Below are 15,821 nucleotides of genomic sequence, written 5' to 3'. Positions count from 1 at the left end.
GGCCCCGCGATGACCGCGCCCGCCTGGTCCTTCCGGCCCGGCGGCTGGTACGCCGTCATCGGCCCGCACGCCACGGTCGCGCTCCCCTCGAGCGAGCGGGCCCGGGTGGCCGCGCTCTGGGAGCTCGTCGACGGTGGCGCCGGCTTCGACGAGACCCTCGACGCGCTGGTCTCCGCGGGGCTGCGGGACCTGGACGGCTTCGTCCTCGTCAGCGTCGACGGCGACACCACCCGGGTCGTGATCCGCGGACCGGCCCGCGCGCACCTCGCGGTCGGCGACGACGTCGTCCTCGTCGAGGGCGTCGAGGGCACCACCTGGGTCGAGCGGAGCCTGCACGGCGTCACCCGGATCCGGATCGAGGTCGACGAGGAGGTCGACGAGGAGGCCGATGGTGTCGACGGCCTGGTCGAGACCGGGCTGGTGCGCGTCGCGACCGCCGAGCACCCGCCGGCCCGTGTCGAGCCGGAATCGGAGCCGGAGGTGCCCCAGGCCACGCAGCTCGTCAGGCCCGAGCACGACGGCCTGACCAGGCCGCCCGAGGTCGACCCGCTCGAGCTGCTCCGCCCCCGTGCGCCCGGCATCGCCGGCCAGGAGCAGGCTCCACCGGTGACGGCGCAGCCGGTCGCCCGGCTGGTGTTCGACGACGGCGAGACCGTCGCGGTCGACCGGGCCGTGCTCGTCGGACGCGCCCCGCAGCCCGCCCGCTCCTCGACCGACGGGGCACCACGGCTGGTCACGGTCCCGAGCCCCCACCACGAGGTCTCCTCCACCCACCTGGAGATCCGCCCCGGGTCGGGCGCCGACCACGGCGCCGCTGTCGTCACCGACCTCGGCTCGACCAACGGCACCGTCGTCGTCCAGCCCGGCCTCCCGCCGGAGGACCTGCGACCCGGCGTCGCCGTCCAGCTGGTGCCCGGCTCGCTCGTCGACCTCGGTGACGGCGTCAACATCCGGGTGGTGTCGCCGTGAGCGCCCCGGCTGCCGACCTGGACCGCCGCTTCTACGCCTTCGCCGTCGACCGGGCGGTCGCCTGGGGCGTCGACGTGGCCGCCGCCGTGCTGATCGTGCGAGCGCTCGGCACCGACCAGGTCTGGGCCGCCGTCGGCGCGATCGCCGCCGTGGTGCTCGTCGTCGGGGGCGTGCTCGCGGTCGTGCTCGGCCTGACCGGCAGCTCGCCGGGCAGCCTCGTGACCTCGACCCGGGTCGTCCGGGAGGACTCCGGTGGACCGATCGGCGTGAGCGCCGCGCTGCTGCGGCAGCCCGTGCTGGGGGTCGCGACCCTCCCCACGCTCGGGATCGGCCTCGCCGCGCTCGCGTGGACCGTCGCGATGGACCCGAGCGGACGGCGCCGCGGCTGGCACGACCACCTGGTCGGCTCCGTCGTCGTCGACGTGCGGCCCGCGCCGGCCGAGGAGCCCGACGTCGACCTCGGCCCGCGGCACGTCGTCAACCTGACCGCCATGCGCCTGGTGCCGGTGCCCGAGTCGGCGCCCGCGCCGCGCGTCGCGCGGCCGGCGAGCCCGCCACCGGCGCCTCCGGTGCCGGTCCCGGTCTCGGCCCCCGCGCCCGCCGCACGCCACGCGGCCGCCGTACCAGCGCCGGCGCCCGCTCCCGCACCGCAGAACGGGCGGCAGCAGCTCGGCTTCCCGCTGGTCCCCGAGCCCCGGCCCGACGCGGAGCCCGCCGGCGGTGGCGCCCATGCCGCGCCCCGACCGCAGCAGTGGCGGCTCGGCTTCGACACGGGGGAGTCGGTGGTGGTCGACGGACCGGTCCTGGTGGGCCGGCGCCCGGCGCCGCGCGACGGGGAGCAGGTGGCACACCTGGTGCCGCTGCCGTCCGACGACATGTCGCTGTCGAAGACCCACGCGCTGGTCCACGTGACCGCCGAGGGCACCCTGGTGGTCGTGGACCGCGGCTCGACCAACGGCTCGATCCTGATCCGGCACGGCGTCCCGCGCGGCCTCGCGCCCGACCGCGCCGCGACCCTGCTCGCGGGAGACCGCGTCCGGCTCGGCGACCGGGAGATGCTCGTCGAGCCGGTGCACTGAGCGGGCGCGCCTGGCCCTCCCCGCGAACGCGGAAACGCTCTACATTGACTTGTCATGACCTTCGAGCACGAGCACACCGTCACCACGACCGCGAGCCCGGCCGAGGTCTGGGCCCTCTGGAGCGACGTCGGCAGCTGGCATCGTTGGGACCCTGCCGTCGAACGCGTGGCGCTGGAGGGTCACTTCGGCGAGGGGGCCGCCGGGACGATGACCCTGTCCGGCGGGGTCGAGGCGCCCTTCGTGCTCGAGATCGTCGAGCCGCGCGCCCGCTACCTCGACCGGCTGATGATCGGTGACCTGGTCATCCGCGTCGACCACCAGGTGACGGCCACCGACGCCGGCAGCGAGGTGCTGGTGCGCACCAGCGTGGAGGGCGACGGGGCGCGGAGCATCGGCCCGCTGGTCACCGGCGACACGTCCAAGGCGCTCGAGGCGCTCGTGCAGATGGCCGAGAAGAAGTCCTGACCGACCTGTCGTGACGGGCGCCGCCCGTTCGTGGTGTGGGCGAGATCCCCCGACGAGAGGAACCGCCATGCGCAACCTGATCACCACCCACTTCGTCTCCCTCGACGGCGTCGCCGAGGCACCCGGCGGCGAGGAGGGCTACCGGCACAGCGGCTGGACCCAGGACGTCGAGCCCGACCCGGCGCAGTACGAGCCGAAGGGCCGCGAGCAGGAGGAGGCGACCGCCTTCCTGATGGGCGGCCGCTCCTACGACGCGTTCAGCGAGGTCTGGCCCACCCTCGACTTCTTCGCCGGCTGGAACGCGATGCCCAAGTACGTCGTGTCCCGCACCGTGACCGACCCGCAGTGGCACAACACGTCCGTGCTCGCCTCGCTCGACGACGTCGCCGCGCTCAAGCAGACCGACGGCGGCCCGATCTACGTGCAGGGCAGCATGCTGCTCACCCAGAGCCTGCTCAAGGCCGGGCTGGTCGACGAGATGCGGCTGATGGTCTTCCCGGTGATCCTCGGCGCCGGCCGCGGCCCGTTCCCGACCGACGCCGAGGACAAGGTCAAGCTCACGCTCGTCGACAGCACGACGTACACCAACGGCGTGCAGTACCAGGTGCTCCGCGTCCAGCGCTGACCGTCGCCGGACCAACCTCGGCGGCGTACGTTCCCTCCATGGAGTCGTACGCCGCCGGAGACACCCAGCCGCCCCTCCTGGACGAGACCATCGGGGCCAACCTCGCGCGCACCGTCGCCGCCCATGCCGACCGCGAGGCGCTGGTCGAGGTGGCCACCGGGCGGCGCTGGACCTGGGCGGAGCTGGGGCGCGACGTCGACGCGCTCGCGGTCGGCCTGGCCCGGGCCGGCATCGGCAAGGGCGACCGGGTCGGGATCTGGTCGCCCAACTGCGCCGAGTGGACGCTCGTGCAGTACGCCACGGCGGCGATCGGCGCGATCCTCGTCAACATCAACCCGGCCTATCGCACCCATGAGCTCGCCTACGCCCTCAACCAGTCCGGCACCCGGCTGCTGGTCTCGGCGACGTCCTTCAAGACCAGCGACTACCGCGCGATGGTCGAGGAGGTCGTCGCGGACACGCCCGTCCAGCAGGTCGTCTACCTCGGGTCCCCGGAGTGGGACGACCTGGCGTCGGCCACCGGGTCGTCGGCCGAGCTGGTGACGTGGACGCTGGCGCCCGACGACCCGATCAACATCCAGTACACGTCCGGCACCACCGGCTACCCGAAGGGCGCGACGCTCAGCCACCGCAACATCCTCAACAACGGCTACTTCACCACCGAGCTGATCGGCTTCACCGAGGAGGACCGACTCTGCATCCCGGTGCCCTTCTACCACTGCTTCGGGATGGTGATGGGCAACCTCGGCTGCACGACGCACGGCGCCACGATGGTGATCCCGGCGCCCGGCTTCGACCCGGAGGTCACCCTGCGCACGATCGCGGACGAGCGGTGCACCGCGGTCTACGGCGTGCCGACGATGTTCATCGCGATGCAGCACCACCCGACGTTCGCCGAGCACGACCTCTCGTCGCTGCGCACCGGGATCATGGCCGGGTCGATCTGCCCGGTCGAGGTGATGAGGCGGTGCGTCGACGACATGCACATGGCCGAGGTGTCGATCGCCTACGGCATGACCGAGACCTCGCCGGTGTCCTGCCAGACCCGCGTCGACGACGACCTCGAGCGCCGCACCGCCACCATCGGCCGGGTCCACCCGCACGTCGAGGTCAAGATCGTCGACCCCGTCTCCGGGGAGACCGTGGAGCGCGGCGAGCCCGGGGAGTTCTGCACGCGCGGCTACTCGGTGATGCTCGGCTACTGGGACGACCCGGACAAGACCGCCGAGGCGATCGACGCCGACGGCTGGATGCACACCGGCGACCTCGCCGTGATGCGGGAGGACGGCTACTGCAACATCGTCGGCCGGATCAAGGACATGGTGATCCGCGGCGGCGAGAACATCTACCCGCGCGAGATCGAGGAGTTCCTCTACCAGCACCCGGACATCGAGGACGTGCAGGTGATCGGCGTCCCTGACCAGAAGTACGGCGAGGAGCTCTGCGCCTGGATCAAGATGCGCGCCGACGCCGAGCCGCTCGACGCCGACGCGGTCCGCGCCTACGCGTCCGGCAAGCTCGCGCACTACAAGATCCCGCGCTACGTGCTGGTCGTCGAGGAGTTCCCGATGACGGTCACCGGCAAGATCCGCAAGGTGCAGATGCGCGAGGAGACGGCGAAGACGCTCGGGCTGGCCTGACCTCCTAGGCTGAGGCCATGCCAGATCAGCTCGTCGTGGGGTTCGACCTCGACATGACGCTGATCGACACCGCGCCCGGATTCCGCGACGTGCTGGTCGCGCTGGGCGCCGAGCTGGGTGTCGAGTTCCCCGTCGAGGAGATGACCGCCAAGCTCGGGCCGCCGCTCGACCTGCTCCTCGAGCCCTACCTCGAAGCCGAGGCGATCGCGGCCGCGGGCGACCGGTTCCGCGCGCTCTACCCCGACCACGCGATCACGGGCACGCCGGCCTTCGGTGGCGCGCACGAGGCGCTGGCCGCCGTACGCCGTCACGGGGGCCGCAACCTCGTCGTCACCGGCAAGTACCCCGCCAACGCGCAGCTCCACCTCGACCACCTCGCCTTCGACGTCGACCACCTCGAGGGGTGGGTCTGGGGCGTCGGCAAGGCCGACGTGCTGCGCCGCGAGGGCGCGACGGTCTACGTCGGCGACCACGTCCACGACGTCGAGGGAGCGCTGGCCGCAGGCGCTCTCAGCGTGTCGGTGCTCACCGGCGGCTGCACCCGCGAGGAGCTCGAGGCCGCCGGCACCCACGTCGTGCTCGACGACCTCCACGCCTTCCCGGCCTGGCTCGACGAGCATGTCCTCGACCTCCGCCTGCAGGAGCTCGAGGCGGACCTGCGGGCGCGCGGCTCGGTGCTGGTCGCCTACAGCGGCGGCGCCGACAGCGCGTTCCTGCTGGCCGCCGCGGTCCGGGCGCTCGGCCCCGACCGCGTCGCTGCGGCCACCGGCTACTCCCACTCGCTGCCGGTCTCGGAGCGCGACCCGGCGCGCGAGTTCGCGGAGTCGCTCGGCGTCGAGGTGCTGACACCCGAGACCCACGAGATGGACCGGGAGGGCTACCGCGCCAACGGCGCCGACCGCTGCTACTTCTGCAAGGCCGAGCTCCTCGACGTGCTGGCCCCGATCGCCGCCGCGCGCGGGCTCGCCCACGTCGCCACCGGCACCAACGCCGACGACGCCGTCGCCGGCTTCCGGCCCGGCATCCGCGCGGCCGCCGAGCGCGGTGCGATCGCACCGCTGCGTGACGCCGGGCTCACCAAGGCGCAGGTGCGGGCCGCGTCGCGCCGGTGGGAGCTGCCGACCTGGGACAAGCCGGCCGCCGCCTGCCTCTCCTCCCGGATCGCGTACGGCGTGGAGGTCACCCCCCACCGTCTCGGCCGGGTCGAGCGCGCGGAGGTCGCGGTCCGGTCGGCGCTCGCCGACGCCGGGCTGGTCGACCTGCGCGTCCGCGACCTCGGCGACCGCGCCTCGGTCGAGGTCGACGTCGCCCTGCTGCCGCTCGATCCGCAGGTCGAGGCCGCGCTGCTGGCCGGCGTCCGAGCGGCCGGCTTCGCCGCCGCCGAGGTGGACCCGCGCGGATTCCGGAGTGGCTCGATGAACGAAGCCCTCTAGACTCTGACGCCGCAGCATCCCCGCTAGCAAGAAGAGGTCAGACCCGTGCCCACTGGCAAGGTGAAGTGGTACGACGCCGACAAGGGCTTCGGCTTCCTGTCGCAGGAGGACGGCCCCGACGTCTACGTGCGCGCCGAGGCGCTGCCCGAGGGCACGGGCGCGCTCAAGGCCGGCACGCGCGTCGAGTTCGGCATCGCCCAGGGCCGCAAGGGCGACCAGGCGCTGCAGGTGAAGATCCTCGACCGGCCGCAGTCGGTCTCGCGCAACCAGCGCGACGCCAAGCGCAAGAAGCCCGACGAGATGGCCACCATCGTCGAGGACCTCATCGGGCTGCTCGACGGCATCGGCGAGGCCTACCGCCACGGCCGGCACCCCGAGCGGGCCACGGCGAAGCCGGTCGCCAAGCTGCTGCGCGCGCTCGCCGACGAGCTCGAGGCCTGAGAGCGGGTCAGTTGCCGGTCGTCATCCGCTCCCGCATCCGGCGCGGGTGGGTGTAGAGCACGAACGCCGTCCACGCCACGAGCACCACGGTCGCGACCCCCAGCCCGAGCGAGGCCGGGTCGAGCGGCATCGCGATCCCGATGAAGCCGCCGATCACCCACGCGAGCTGGACGGTGGTGTCGCTGCGAGCGAAGGCGCTGGCCTGCACGCGCTGCGGGACGTCGCGCTGGATCGTGGCGTCGAGGGAGAACTTCGCCAGCGCCTGCCCGAAGCCGGCCACCAGGCCGAGCGCGCCCAGCATCAGCACGCCGTAGAAGATCGCCCCGGTGAGCGTGACCGCGACGTCGGCGAAGAGCACGGCGGTGACGGTGATCGCCGGGCTGATCCGCTTGACCACCGACGCGGCCACGACGCCGAGGAAGTTGCCGGTCGCGGCGGCCCCGACGACGACGGCGGTGAGGAACTCCGGGCTCCAGCCCTCGATCGGGTGGATCCGCAGCAGGAAGGCCATGAACATGATGAGGAAGCCCGAGAGCCAGCGCGGCCCGCAGTTGGCGCGCAGCGCGTAGGCCACCGCGGGCGGGATCCGGGTACGCCGGCGCCCCGACGTCGCCGCCACGGCCGAGCCGCGCAGCACCAGCTCCTCCTCGCCCTCGCTGGAGTCGACGCGCGGTGGCAGCCGGATCGCGGCGACCGTCGCCGCCACGAACAGCGCGAACGCGTAGCGCAGCACCCACTCCGGCCCCGCGAGCGCGGCCAGCCCCGCGATGGGGCCGGACACGGCGACCCCGACGACGCCCGACATCGACACCCGGCCGTTGGCGCGCACCAGGGTGAAGTCGCGCGGCAGCAGCCGGGGCACGGCGGCGGCGCGCGTCACGCCGTACGCCTTGGACGCGACGAGCACGCCGAGCGCGGCCGGGAAGACCCACGGCGACTCGGTCACCACGGCCCCCGCGAGCACCCAGCAGAGGAACGACCGCACTGCCATGGTCGAGCCGATCGCCCAGCGTCGGCCGTGCGCGAAGCGGTCGAGGAACGGCCCGAGCAGCGGCGCGACGATCGCGAACGGCAGCATCGTCAGCGCCAGGAAGAGCGCCACCTGGCCCCGTGCCTCGCCCGACGGCACCTGGAAGAAGAGCGTGCCCGCGAGCGAGATCGCGACGGCCGCGTCACCAGCGGTGTTGAAGAAGTGCATCTGGATCAGGCGGGACAGGCCCGACTCGCCCGCGCCCTGGGCCTCGGCGGCCCGTCGGGCGGTGCGCATCGTGAAGCTGCCGGCCCGCTTCGTGGCCCGCGCGGTGGCGCCGAACCCCCGGGTGACCTTCGAGCCGCCGTCGGCAGCCGCGGGGTCGGAGGGCTCGGTCATGGCTCCATCCTGCCCGGTCGCACCGCCCCCGGCCTGGCATCGACATAGCCGATGGGCCATGATTTGCCGGTGATCACGACCGCGCGCCCCAAGCCCGACTCCGCCACGGTGGCGGCCGTCGACGCGGCTCGCGCCGCGCTCCTCGAGGAAGTCGACGCCGCCGACGTCGGCGACCACCTCGGCCACGTCGTCGAGGGGGAGCGGGTCGTCACCCATCTCTTCGCCTGCACGCGAGCCGGCTACGTCGGCTGGCAGTGGTCGGTGACCGTCGCCCGCGCGAGCCGCGCGAAGGAGGTGACGGTCGACGAGGTCGTCCTGGTCCCGGGCGAGGGCGCGATCGTCGCGCCGTCGTGGGTGCCCTACCGCGAGCGCATCAAGCCGGGCGACCTGTCGCCGGGCGACCTGCTCCCGGTCGACGACGACGACCCGCGGCTGGTCCCGACGTACTCCTTCGGCGACGACCCGCTCGACGCCGACGAGAAGGCCCAGATCCGGACCGTCGCCAAGGACCTCGGCCTCGGCCGGGTCCGCACGCTCTCGATCGAGGGCCGCGAGCTCGCCGCGCAGCGCTGGTACGACGGCGACGGCGGCCCCGACGCGCCGATCGCCCGCTCCGCCCCGGACTCGTGCACCACGTGCGGCTTCCTCCTGCGCATCGCCGGCCCGCTGTCGGAGGCGTTCGGCGTGTGCGCCAACGGCGACGCCAACGACGACGGCCGGGTGGTGTCCTTCGACCACGGCTGCGGCGCCCACTCCGAGGTCCGGCTCGCGAAGAAGCACGCCCCGCAGCCGCGCCCCGAGCACGCCTTCGACACTCTGACCCCCACGGACCTCGAGGAGTTCTGAGCGGGCTCAGGCCCGCGACCGGCGGGTCGGTCAGGCGTCGTCGCCGAGCACCTCGGCGTACGCCGCCTCGCGCTCGAGCCGCGCCTTGCGCCGGCGCCGGCAGAACTCCAGGCCGATCATCCCGAGGCCGAACCCGGTGAGGCAGGTCCACAGCCACCAGAGGTGGCCGGACTCCTCCAGCCGCCCGTAGAAGGGCAGCAGCCCGACGAAGGCGATGAGCCAGAGCGCGGACCCGACCTCGACGGTCCGCACGCCGTCCATGTCGAGCGTCTCGACGTCGGCGACGAAGAACGTCCGGCTGCCGAACTCGTGCTGCAACGGCTGCTCGTCGGGTCCCACGTGGACCACGCTAGTCGACGGGTTCGGCGTCTGCGATAGTGCCGCCCGTGAGCAACCAGACCGCGGCCGCGCCCTCCAGCGGCATCGACCGATTCTTCAAGATCTCCCAGCGCGGGTCGACGGTGGGCCAGGAGGTGCGTGGCGGCTTCGTCACGTTCTTCACGATGGCCTACATCATCGTCCTCAACCCGCTCATCCTCGGGTTCGCGCCCGACTCCGACGGCGAGCTCCTCGGCGGCGGCACCGTGCCCAACCTGGCGATGATCGCCGCCGGCACGTCCCTCGTCGCCGGCCTGATGACGATCCTCATGGGCGTCGTCGCCAACTACCCGCTCGCCCTGGCCACCGGTCTGGGCCTCAACGCGTTCGTCGCGTTCTCGATCGCCAGCCAGATGACCTGGGCGGACGCGATGGGCCTGGTCGTCATCGAGGGCCTGGTGATCCTGGTCCTGGTGCTGACCGGCTTCCGCGAGGCCGTCTTCCACGCGGTCCCGGCCCAGCTGAAGGTCGCGATCTCGGTCGGCATCGGCCTCTTCATCGCCCTCATCGGCTTCGTCGACGCCGGCTTCGTGCACCGCATCCCGGACGCCGCCAACACGACCGTGCCCGTCCAGCTCGGCGCCACCGGCACGCTGTCCGGCTGGCCGGTGCTGGTCTTCGCGTTCGGCCTGCTGCTGGTCATCGGCCTGTGGGTGCGCAAGGTCAAGGGCGCCATCCTCATCTCGATCATCGCGTCCACGCTCCTCGCGATCGTGGTCGAGGCGATCGGCGCCCCGAAGGCGTGGAGCCTCACCACGCCCGCCTGGCCGGACAAGATCTTCGACACCCCCGACTTCGGCACCATCGGCGAGTTCAGCCTGCTCGGCTCCTTCGAGAGCGCCGGCGTCGTGACCGCGCTGCTCTTCGTCTTCACCCTGCTGCTCGCCGACTTCTTCGACACGATGGGCACGATGACGGCCATCGGCGCCGAGGCCGGCCTGCTCGAGGAGGACGGCACGCCGCCCAACACCCAGCGGATCCTGATCGTCGACTCGATCGCCGCCGCGGCCGGCGGTGCTGCCGGCGTCTCCTCGAACACGTCGTACATCGAGTCCGCCTCCGGCGTCGGCGAGGGTGCCCGCACGGGCCTCGCCTCGGTCGTCACCGGCGTCCTGTTCCTGCTGTCGATCTTCCTGGCGCCGCTCGTCGCGATCATCCCGTCGGAGGCCGCCGTCCCCGCGCTCGTCCTGGTCGGCTTCCTGATGATGCAGCAGGTCAAGGGCATCGACTGGGACGACCTCGAGATCGCGATCCCGGCGTTCCTCACGATCGTGCTGATGCCGTTCACGTACTCGATCACCGTCGGCATCGGCGCCGGCTTCATCACCTACGTGTTCATCAAGGTCATCCGCGGCAAGGTCGCCGCCCTCCACCCCCTGATGTGGGTGGTCGCGGCGCTGTTCGTCGCCTACTTCTTCATCAACCCGATCACCCGGCTGCTCACGTAGCCGGCCGTCCGCAGCGCGAAGAGGCCCGGCGACCGCCGGGCCTCTTCCCGGTGGAATAGTTAGCACGGCTAATGAGTTAGGCTAACGACATGACCACGCAGGGACTCGCCACCGACGCCGGGCTCGCCTCCGAGCTCCGGCTGGCCGTGATGCGGCTGCGCCGCCGGCTCGCCGGCGAGCGCCACCCCGACAACGAGCTGAGCATCAACCAGATGGGCGTGCTCGGCGTGCTGGCCCGCCGCGGCGAGATGACGGTCGGCGAGCTGGCGGCCGCCGAGAAGGTGCAGCCGCCCTCGATGACGCGCACCGTCAACTGCCTCGTTGAGACCGGCGACGTCCTCAAGCGCCCGCACGAGTCCGACGGCCGCCAGATCGTCGTCGAGATCTCCGAGCAGGGCCAGGCCCGGGTGGCCGCCGACCGGGTACGCCGCGACGCGTGGCTGGCCCGCCGCCTCGACGAGCTCGCCCCGGAGGACCGCGAGGTCCTCCGCCGGGCGGCCGCCCTCCTCGAATCTCTCGCCCAGAAGGACTGATCGCACCTGAGCCCCACGTTCCGTGCCCTCCGCAACCCCAACTACCGGCTGTACCTGGCCGGCAGTGTGGTGTCCAACGTGGGCACCTGGATGCAGCGGGTGGCGCAGGACTGGCTGGTGCTCCACATCCCCGGCAACAGCGGCACCGAGCTGGGCATCACCACCGGGCTCCAGTTCCTGCCGATCCTGCTGCTCACGCCGTACGCCGGAGTCGTCGCCGACCGCTTCCCCAAGCGCCGGCTCATGCAGCTGGCCCAGGCGATGATGGCGCTGACGTCGCTGGCGCTCGGCCTGGTCGCGGTGCTCGGCGTGGCCGAGACCTGGCACGTCTACCTGCTCGCGCTGCTCTTCGGCGTCGGTGCCGCCTTCGAGACCCCGGCGCGCCAGTCGTTCGTCTCCGAGATGGTCGGCCCCGACGACCTCACCAACGCGGTCGGCCTCAACTCCGCCAGCTTCAACGCGGCCCGCGTCGTCGGCCCGGCGCTCGCCGGCGTGATGATCGGCGCCCTCGGCGGCGGCCCCGAGGCGACCGGCTGGGTGATCTTCATCAACGCCTTCTCCTACCTCGCCGTGATCTGGCAGCTGCAGCGGATGGACACCGCGCTGCTGCGCACGCCGGCGACGCGACCGCGCACGCCCGGCATGCTCCGCGAGGGAGTCCGCTACGTGCGGAGCCAGCCGGTGATGATCCTGATCCTGGTGCTGGTGTTCTTCGCGGGCACGTTCGGCATGAACCTCCAGGTCAACGCCGCCCTCATGGTCACCGACGTCTTCGACCGGGGCGCCAGCGCCTTCGGGCTGTTCGGGTCCGCGCTCGCGGTGGGCTCGCTCGCCGGGGCACTCGCGAACGCCCGCCGGACCCGGATCCGGCTCCGGCTGGTCCTGGGGGCCGGCATCGCCTTCGGCGTCACCTGCCTGGTGCTCGGCCTGCTCCCGACGTACTGGACGTTCGTGGCGTTCGCGCCCGTCGTCGGGTTCGCCGCGATCACCACGCTCAACTCCGCCAACGCGACCATGCAGACCGAGTCCGACCCGCTCATGCGCGGGCGGGTGATGGCGCTCTACTTCACGATCGTCATGGGCGGCACGCCGCTCGGCGCGCCGCTCATGGGCTGGGTCGGCCAGCACTTCGGAGCCCGCTGGACCTTCGTGCTGGGCGGTGTGCTGACGACGCTCGGCGTGTTGCTGGCCACCGCCGTGTACGTCCGCCTCCGAGGAGGGGTCTCGGGCGTTTTGACCGGTGTAGAGGGCGCGGGTAGCCTTGGTCCTCGTGTCTGGGACAACCAGGCCGCTCCGCGTGCCCGGATTCAGGCGGGAGAACATGCTCCCTCCTCCGGCGCGGAAAACCCCCTCGACGAGACCCTCACCGGGTCGCGCTGAGAGACGGGGGAGGGCGACACGCCCGACCTCGGGGGCGAGTGCGGCGGGTTGAGACTGCACCACCCGGACCCGAAACCACAACCGTGCGGGCAGAGCGCCTGCACGTGAGAGTGACAAGAAGGGGAACCACCCGGTGCCCACCATTAACCAGCTGGTCCGCAAGGGCCGCCAGGACAAGGTGTCGAAGACCAAGACGCCTGCCCTGAAGGGGTCTCCGCAGCGCCGTGGCGTCTGCACCCGCGTCTACACCACCACCCCGAAGAAGCCGAACTCCGCCCTCCGCAAGGTCGCCCGTGTGCGCCTGTCGAGCGGCGTCGAGGTCACGGCGTACATCCCGGGCGTGGGCCACAACCTCCAGGAGCACTCGATCGTGCTCGTCCGCGGCGGCCGGGTGAAGGACCTTCCCGGTGTCCGCTACAAGATCATCCGCGGCACGCTCGACACCCAGGGCGTGAAGAACCGCAAGCAGGCTCGCAGCCGCTACGGCGCCAAGAAGGAGAAGAGCTGATATGCCGCGCAAGGGTCCGGCCCCGAAGCGGCCGATCGACGTCGACCCGGTCTACGGGTCGCAGCTGGTCACCCAGCTCGTCTCCAAGGTGCTGCAGGACGGCAAGAAGCAGGTCGCGCAGCGCATCGTCTACACCGCCCTCGAGGGTTGCCGCGAGAAGACCGGCACCGACCCGGTCGTCACGCTGAAGCGCGCGCTCGACAACGTGAAGCCGGCCATCGAGGTCAAGTCCCGCCGCGTCGGCGGCGCGACCTACCAGGTCCCGATCGAGGTCAAGGGCACGCGTGGCACCACGCTCGCGCTGCGCTGGCTCGTCGGGTACGCCGCCGACCGCCGCGAGAAGACCATGCACGAGCGGCTCATGAACGAGATCCTCGACGCCTCCAACGGCCTCGGTGCCGCGGTGAAGAAGCGCGAGGACACCCACAAGATGGCCGAGTCCAACAAGGCCTTCGCGCACTACCGCTGGTGACCACGGGCGCGGGCGGGCACTGCCCCAGGGCGGCACGCCCGCGCTCCACCCAGAACTTACGAACTTCTCTCAAGGGACGCTGACAACAGTGGCAGTCGACATCACGACGGACCTCAACAAGGTCCGCAACATCGGCATCATGGCGCACATCGACGCCGGCAAGACCACCACCACCGAGCGCATCCTGTTCTACACCGGCATCACCTACAAGATCGGTGAGGTCCACGAGGGCGCTGCCACGATGGACTGGATGGAGCAGGAGCAGGAGCGCGGCATCACCATCACGTCGGCCGCGACGACCTGCTGGTGGAAGAACCACCAGATCAACATCATCGACACCCCGGGTCACGTCGATTTCACCGCCGAGGTCGAGCGCTCGCTGCGCGTCCTCGACGGCGCAGTCGCCGTCTTCGACGGCGTGGCCGGCGTCGAGCCGCAGACGATGACCGTGTGGCGCCAGGCGAACAAGTACGCCGTGCCCCGCATGTGCTTCGTCAACAAGCTCGACCGCACCGGCGCGGACTTCTTCCGCTGCGTCGACATGATGGTCGAGCGCCTCAACTCCACCCCGCTGGTCCTCCAGCTCCCGATCGGTGCCGAGTCCGACTTCCTCGGAGTCATCGACCTGGTCGGCATGCGCGCGCTCACCTGGCGCGGCGAGACCACCATGGGTGAGGACTACACCGTCGAGGAGATCCCGGCGGAGCTCGCCGAGCAGGCCGCGGAGTACCGCGAGAAGCTGCTCGAGACCCTCGCCGAGGCCGACGACGCGATCATGGAGAAGTACCTCGAGGGCGAGACCTTCACGGTCGAGGAGCTGGAGGACGCGATCCGTCGCGCCACCCTGGCCGACAAGCTCAACCCGGTGCTGTGCGGCACCGCGTTCAAGAACAAGGGCGTCCAGCCCCTGCTCGACGCGGTCGTCAAGTACCTGCCGTCGCCGCTCGACATCGACGCGATCATCGGTCACAAGCCGGGCGACGAGGAGGTCGAGATCTCCCGCAAGCCGGCCGACAACGAGCCGTTCTCCGGCCTGGCCTACAAGATCGCCTCCGACCCGCACCTCGGCAAGCTGATCTACGTCCGGGTCTACTCGGGCAAGCTCGAGGCCGGCGCGACCGTGGTCAACTCGGTCAACGGCAAGAAGGAGCGGATCGGCAAGGTCTACCAGATGCACGCCAACAAGCGTGAGGAGATCGCGTCGGTCGGCGCCGGCCAGATCGTCGCCGTCATGGGCCTCAAGGACACCAAGACCGGCCACACCCTCTGCGACCCGCAGAACCAGGTCGTGCTCGAGTCGATGACGTTCCCGGCCCCGGTGATCGAGGTCGCGATCGAGCCCAAGACGAAGAGCGACCAGGAGAAGCTCGGCACCGCGATCCAGCGGCTCTCCGACGAGGACCCGACCTTCACGGTCAAGTCCGACGAGGAGACCGGCCAGACGATCATCGCCGGCATGGGCGAGCTCCACCTGGAGATCCTCGTCGACCGGATGAAGCGCGAGTTCCGCGTCGAGGCGACCGTCGGCAAGCCGCAGGTGGCCTACCGCGAGACCGTCCGCCGCAAGGTGGAGAACCACAGCTACACGCACAAGAAGCAGACCGGTGGTTCGGGTCAGTTCGCGAAGGTCGTCGTCTCGCTCGAGCCCAACATCGACCCCGAGACCGGGACCGGCGCGGGCTACGAGTTCGTCAACAACGTCAGCGGCGGCCGCGTGCCGCGGGAGTACATCCCGTCGGTCGACCAGGGCGGCCAGGACGCCATGGAGTTCGGCGTGCTCGCCGGCTTCCCCATGGTGGACGTGAAGTTCAGCCTCGAGGACGGCGCCTACCACGACGTCGACTCGTCCGAGCTCGCGTTCAAGATCGCCGGCAACCAGGCCTTCAAGGAGGCCGCCCGCCAGGCGAAGCCCGTGCTGCTCGAGCCGATGTTCGCCGTCGAGGTGACCACCCCCGAGAGCTTCCTCGGCACGGTCATCGGCGACATCAACAGCCGTCGCGGCCAGATCCAGGCACAGGAGGAGCGTCACGGTGACATGGTCATCAACGCCCTCGTGCCGCTCTCCGAGATGTTCGGGTACGTTGGCGACCTGAGGTCCAAGACCTCCGGCCAGGCTTCGTACTCGATGGAGTTCGACTCGTACGCCGAGGTTCCCACGAACATCGCCGACGAGATCATCAAGAAGGTCCGCGGCGAGTAGTCGCCCGGATCCTCGGCAGTAACACCCAGCAAGTA

General features: G+C 71.5%; 16 protein-coding genes. 14 read left to right on the top strand and 2 right to left on the bottom strand.

Features of this window, described 5'->3' with window-relative positions; translation table 11 throughout:
• Positions 1–9: 9 nt before the first annotated feature.
• The 7 genes from HZF07_RS11690 to HZF07_RS11660 all read left to right on the top strand — a co-directional run bounded on the left by HZF07_RS11690 (position 10) and on the right by HZF07_RS11660 (position 6,652).
• Complete coding sequence (locus HZF07_RS11690) at positions 10–969, top strand: FHA domain-containing protein (RefSeq protein WP_157341806.1); 960 nt, start codon at positions 10–12, stop codon at positions 967–969.
• Positions 966–2,048, top strand: a complete 1,083-nt coding sequence (locus HZF07_RS11685) for an RDD family protein (RefSeq protein WP_157341804.1) — start codon at positions 966–968, stop codon at positions 2,046–2,048. The genes HZF07_RS11690 and HZF07_RS11685 overlap by 4 nt, the downstream gene beginning before the upstream one ends.
• A gap of 54 nt (positions 2,049–2,102) precedes the next feature.
• Positions 2,103–2,513, top strand: coding sequence for an SRPBCC family protein (locus HZF07_RS11680; protein ID WP_157341802.1), 411 nt, complete (start codon positions 2,103–2,105; stop codon positions 2,511–2,513).
• 67 nt (positions 2,514–2,580) lie between these two features.
• The gene (locus HZF07_RS11675; protein WP_157341800.1) at positions 2,581–3,138 is read left to right on the top strand and encodes a dihydrofolate reductase family protein; all 558 of its coding nucleotides are present in this window, start codon (positions 2,581–2,583) and stop codon (positions 3,136–3,138) included.
• A gap of 38 nt (positions 3,139–3,176) precedes the next feature.
• Positions 3,177–4,778 (top strand): AMP-binding protein, encoded by a 1,602-nt coding sequence (locus tag HZF07_RS11670; protein WP_157341798.1) that lies wholly within the window; start codon positions 3,177–3,179, stop codon positions 4,776–4,778.
• Positions 4,779–4,795: 17 nt separating this feature from the next.
• Positions 4,796–6,211: an ATP-dependent sacrificial sulfur transferase LarE gene (locus HZF07_RS11665; RefSeq protein ID WP_198346387.1), complete on the top strand. Its 1,416-nt coding sequence runs from the start codon at positions 4,796–4,798 to the stop codon at positions 6,209–6,211.
• Between the two features lie 45 nt (positions 6,212–6,256).
• A complete protein-coding gene (locus tag HZF07_RS11660; protein ID WP_181645086.1) occupies positions 6,257–6,652 on the top strand; it encodes a cold-shock protein in 396 nt (131 codons plus the stop codon).
• A gap of 7 nt (positions 6,653–6,659) precedes the next feature.
• Here HZF07_RS11660 and HZF07_RS11655 read toward each other — a convergent pair whose 3' ends face one another.
• Positions 6,660–8,021: an MFS transporter gene (locus HZF07_RS11655; RefSeq protein ID WP_157341796.1), complete on the bottom strand. Its 1,362-nt coding sequence runs from the start codon at positions 8,019–8,021 to the stop codon at positions 6,660–6,662.
• A 69-nt stretch (positions 8,022–8,090) separates the two neighbouring features.
• Between HZF07_RS11655 and HZF07_RS11650 the strand changes: the two genes are divergently transcribed.
• Complete coding sequence (locus tag HZF07_RS11650; protein WP_309504704.1) at positions 8,091–8,867, top strand: DUF3027 domain-containing protein; 777 nt, start codon at positions 8,091–8,093, stop codon at positions 8,865–8,867.
• A gap of 30 nt (positions 8,868–8,897) precedes the next feature.
• Here the strand turns inward: HZF07_RS11650 and HZF07_RS11645 are convergent, their stop codons facing one another.
• Positions 8,898–9,206: a DUF2530 domain-containing protein gene (locus HZF07_RS11645; RefSeq protein ID WP_309504703.1), complete on the bottom strand. Its 309-nt coding sequence runs from the start codon at positions 9,204–9,206 to the stop codon at positions 8,898–8,900.
• 47 nt (positions 9,207–9,253) lie between these two features.
• On the opposite strand from HZF07_RS11645, the gene HZF07_RS11640 reads away from it, so the two are divergent.
• The 6 genes from HZF07_RS11640 (at position 9,254) to fusA (ending at position 15,786) form a co-directional block, all read left to right on the top strand.
• A complete protein-coding gene (locus HZF07_RS11640; protein ID WP_181645085.1) occupies positions 9,254–10,693 on the top strand; it encodes an NCS2 family permease in 1,440 nt (479 codons plus the stop codon).
• 89 nt (positions 10,694–10,782) lie between these two features.
• Complete coding sequence (locus HZF07_RS11635; RefSeq protein WP_157341792.1) at positions 10,783–11,226, top strand: MarR family winged helix-turn-helix transcriptional regulator; 444 nt, start codon at positions 10,783–10,785, stop codon at positions 11,224–11,226.
• 6 nt (positions 11,227–11,232) lie between these two features.
• Positions 11,233–12,606, top strand: a complete 1,374-nt coding sequence (locus tag HZF07_RS11630; RefSeq protein WP_157345095.1) for an MFS transporter — start codon at positions 11,233–11,235, stop codon at positions 12,604–12,606.
• 133 nt (positions 12,607–12,739) lie between these two features.
• Positions 12,740–13,114 (top strand): 30S ribosomal protein S12, encoded by a 375-nt coding sequence (rpsL, locus tag HZF07_RS11625; RefSeq protein ID WP_181645084.1) that lies wholly within the window; start codon positions 12,740–12,742, stop codon positions 13,112–13,114.
• A 1-nt stretch (position 13,115) separates the two neighbouring features.
• Complete coding sequence (rpsG, locus tag HZF07_RS11620; RefSeq protein WP_028636427.1) at positions 13,116–13,586, top strand: 30S ribosomal protein S7; 471 nt, start codon at positions 13,116–13,118, stop codon at positions 13,584–13,586.
• Between the two features lie 139 nt (positions 13,587–13,725).
• Positions 13,726–15,786, top strand: coding sequence for an elongation factor G (gene fusA / locus HZF07_RS11615; protein ID WP_157345091.1), 2,061 nt, complete (start codon positions 13,726–13,728; stop codon positions 15,784–15,786).
• The last annotated feature ends 35 nt before the right edge of the window (positions 15,787–15,821 follow it).

It is taken from the genome of Nocardioides agri (genome assembly GCF_013778305.1).
GTDB lineage: Bacteria > Actinomycetota > Actinomycetes > Propionibacteriales > Nocardioidaceae > Nocardioides > Nocardioides agri.
The sequence above is the reverse complement of the archived record's forward strand: the minus strand, read 5'-3'. Positions and strand labels throughout refer to the sequence as shown.

Excerpts from the sequence above, each read along its gene's own strand:
- HZF07_RS11635 (WP_157341792.1), top strand. The coding sequence starts at position 10,783 with ATGACCACGCAGGGACTCGCCACCGACGCCGGGCTCGCCTCCGAGCTC.
- HZF07_RS11675 (WP_157341800.1), top strand. The coding sequence starts at position 2,581 with ATGCGCAACCTGATCACCACCCACTTCGTCTCCCTCGACGGCGTCGCC.
- HZF07_RS11665 (WP_198346387.1), top strand. The coding sequence starts at position 4,796 with ATGCCAGATCAGCTCGTCGTGGGGTTCGACCTCGACATGACGCTGATC.
- HZF07_RS11670 (WP_157341798.1), top strand. The coding sequence starts at position 3,177 with ATGGAGTCGTACGCCGCCGGAGACACCCAGCCGCCCCTCCTGGACGAG.
- HZF07_RS11690 (WP_157341806.1), top strand. The coding sequence starts at position 10 with ATGACCGCGCCCGCCTGGTCCTTCCGGCCCGGCGGCTGGTACGCCGTC.
- HZF07_RS11655 (WP_157341796.1), bottom strand. The coding sequence starts at position 8,021 with ATGACCGAGCCCTCCGACCCCGCGGCTGCCGACGGCGGCTCGAAGGTC.
- fusA (WP_157345091.1), top strand. The coding sequence starts at position 13,726 with ATGGCGCACATCGACGCCGGCAAGACCACCACCACCGAGCGCATCCTG.
- HZF07_RS11680 (WP_157341802.1), top strand. The coding sequence starts at position 2,103 with ATGACCTTCGAGCACGAGCACACCGTCACCACGACCGCGAGCCCGGCC.
- rpsG (WP_028636427.1), top strand. The coding sequence starts at position 13,116 with ATGCCGCGCAAGGGTCCGGCCCCGAAGCGGCCGATCGACGTCGACCCG.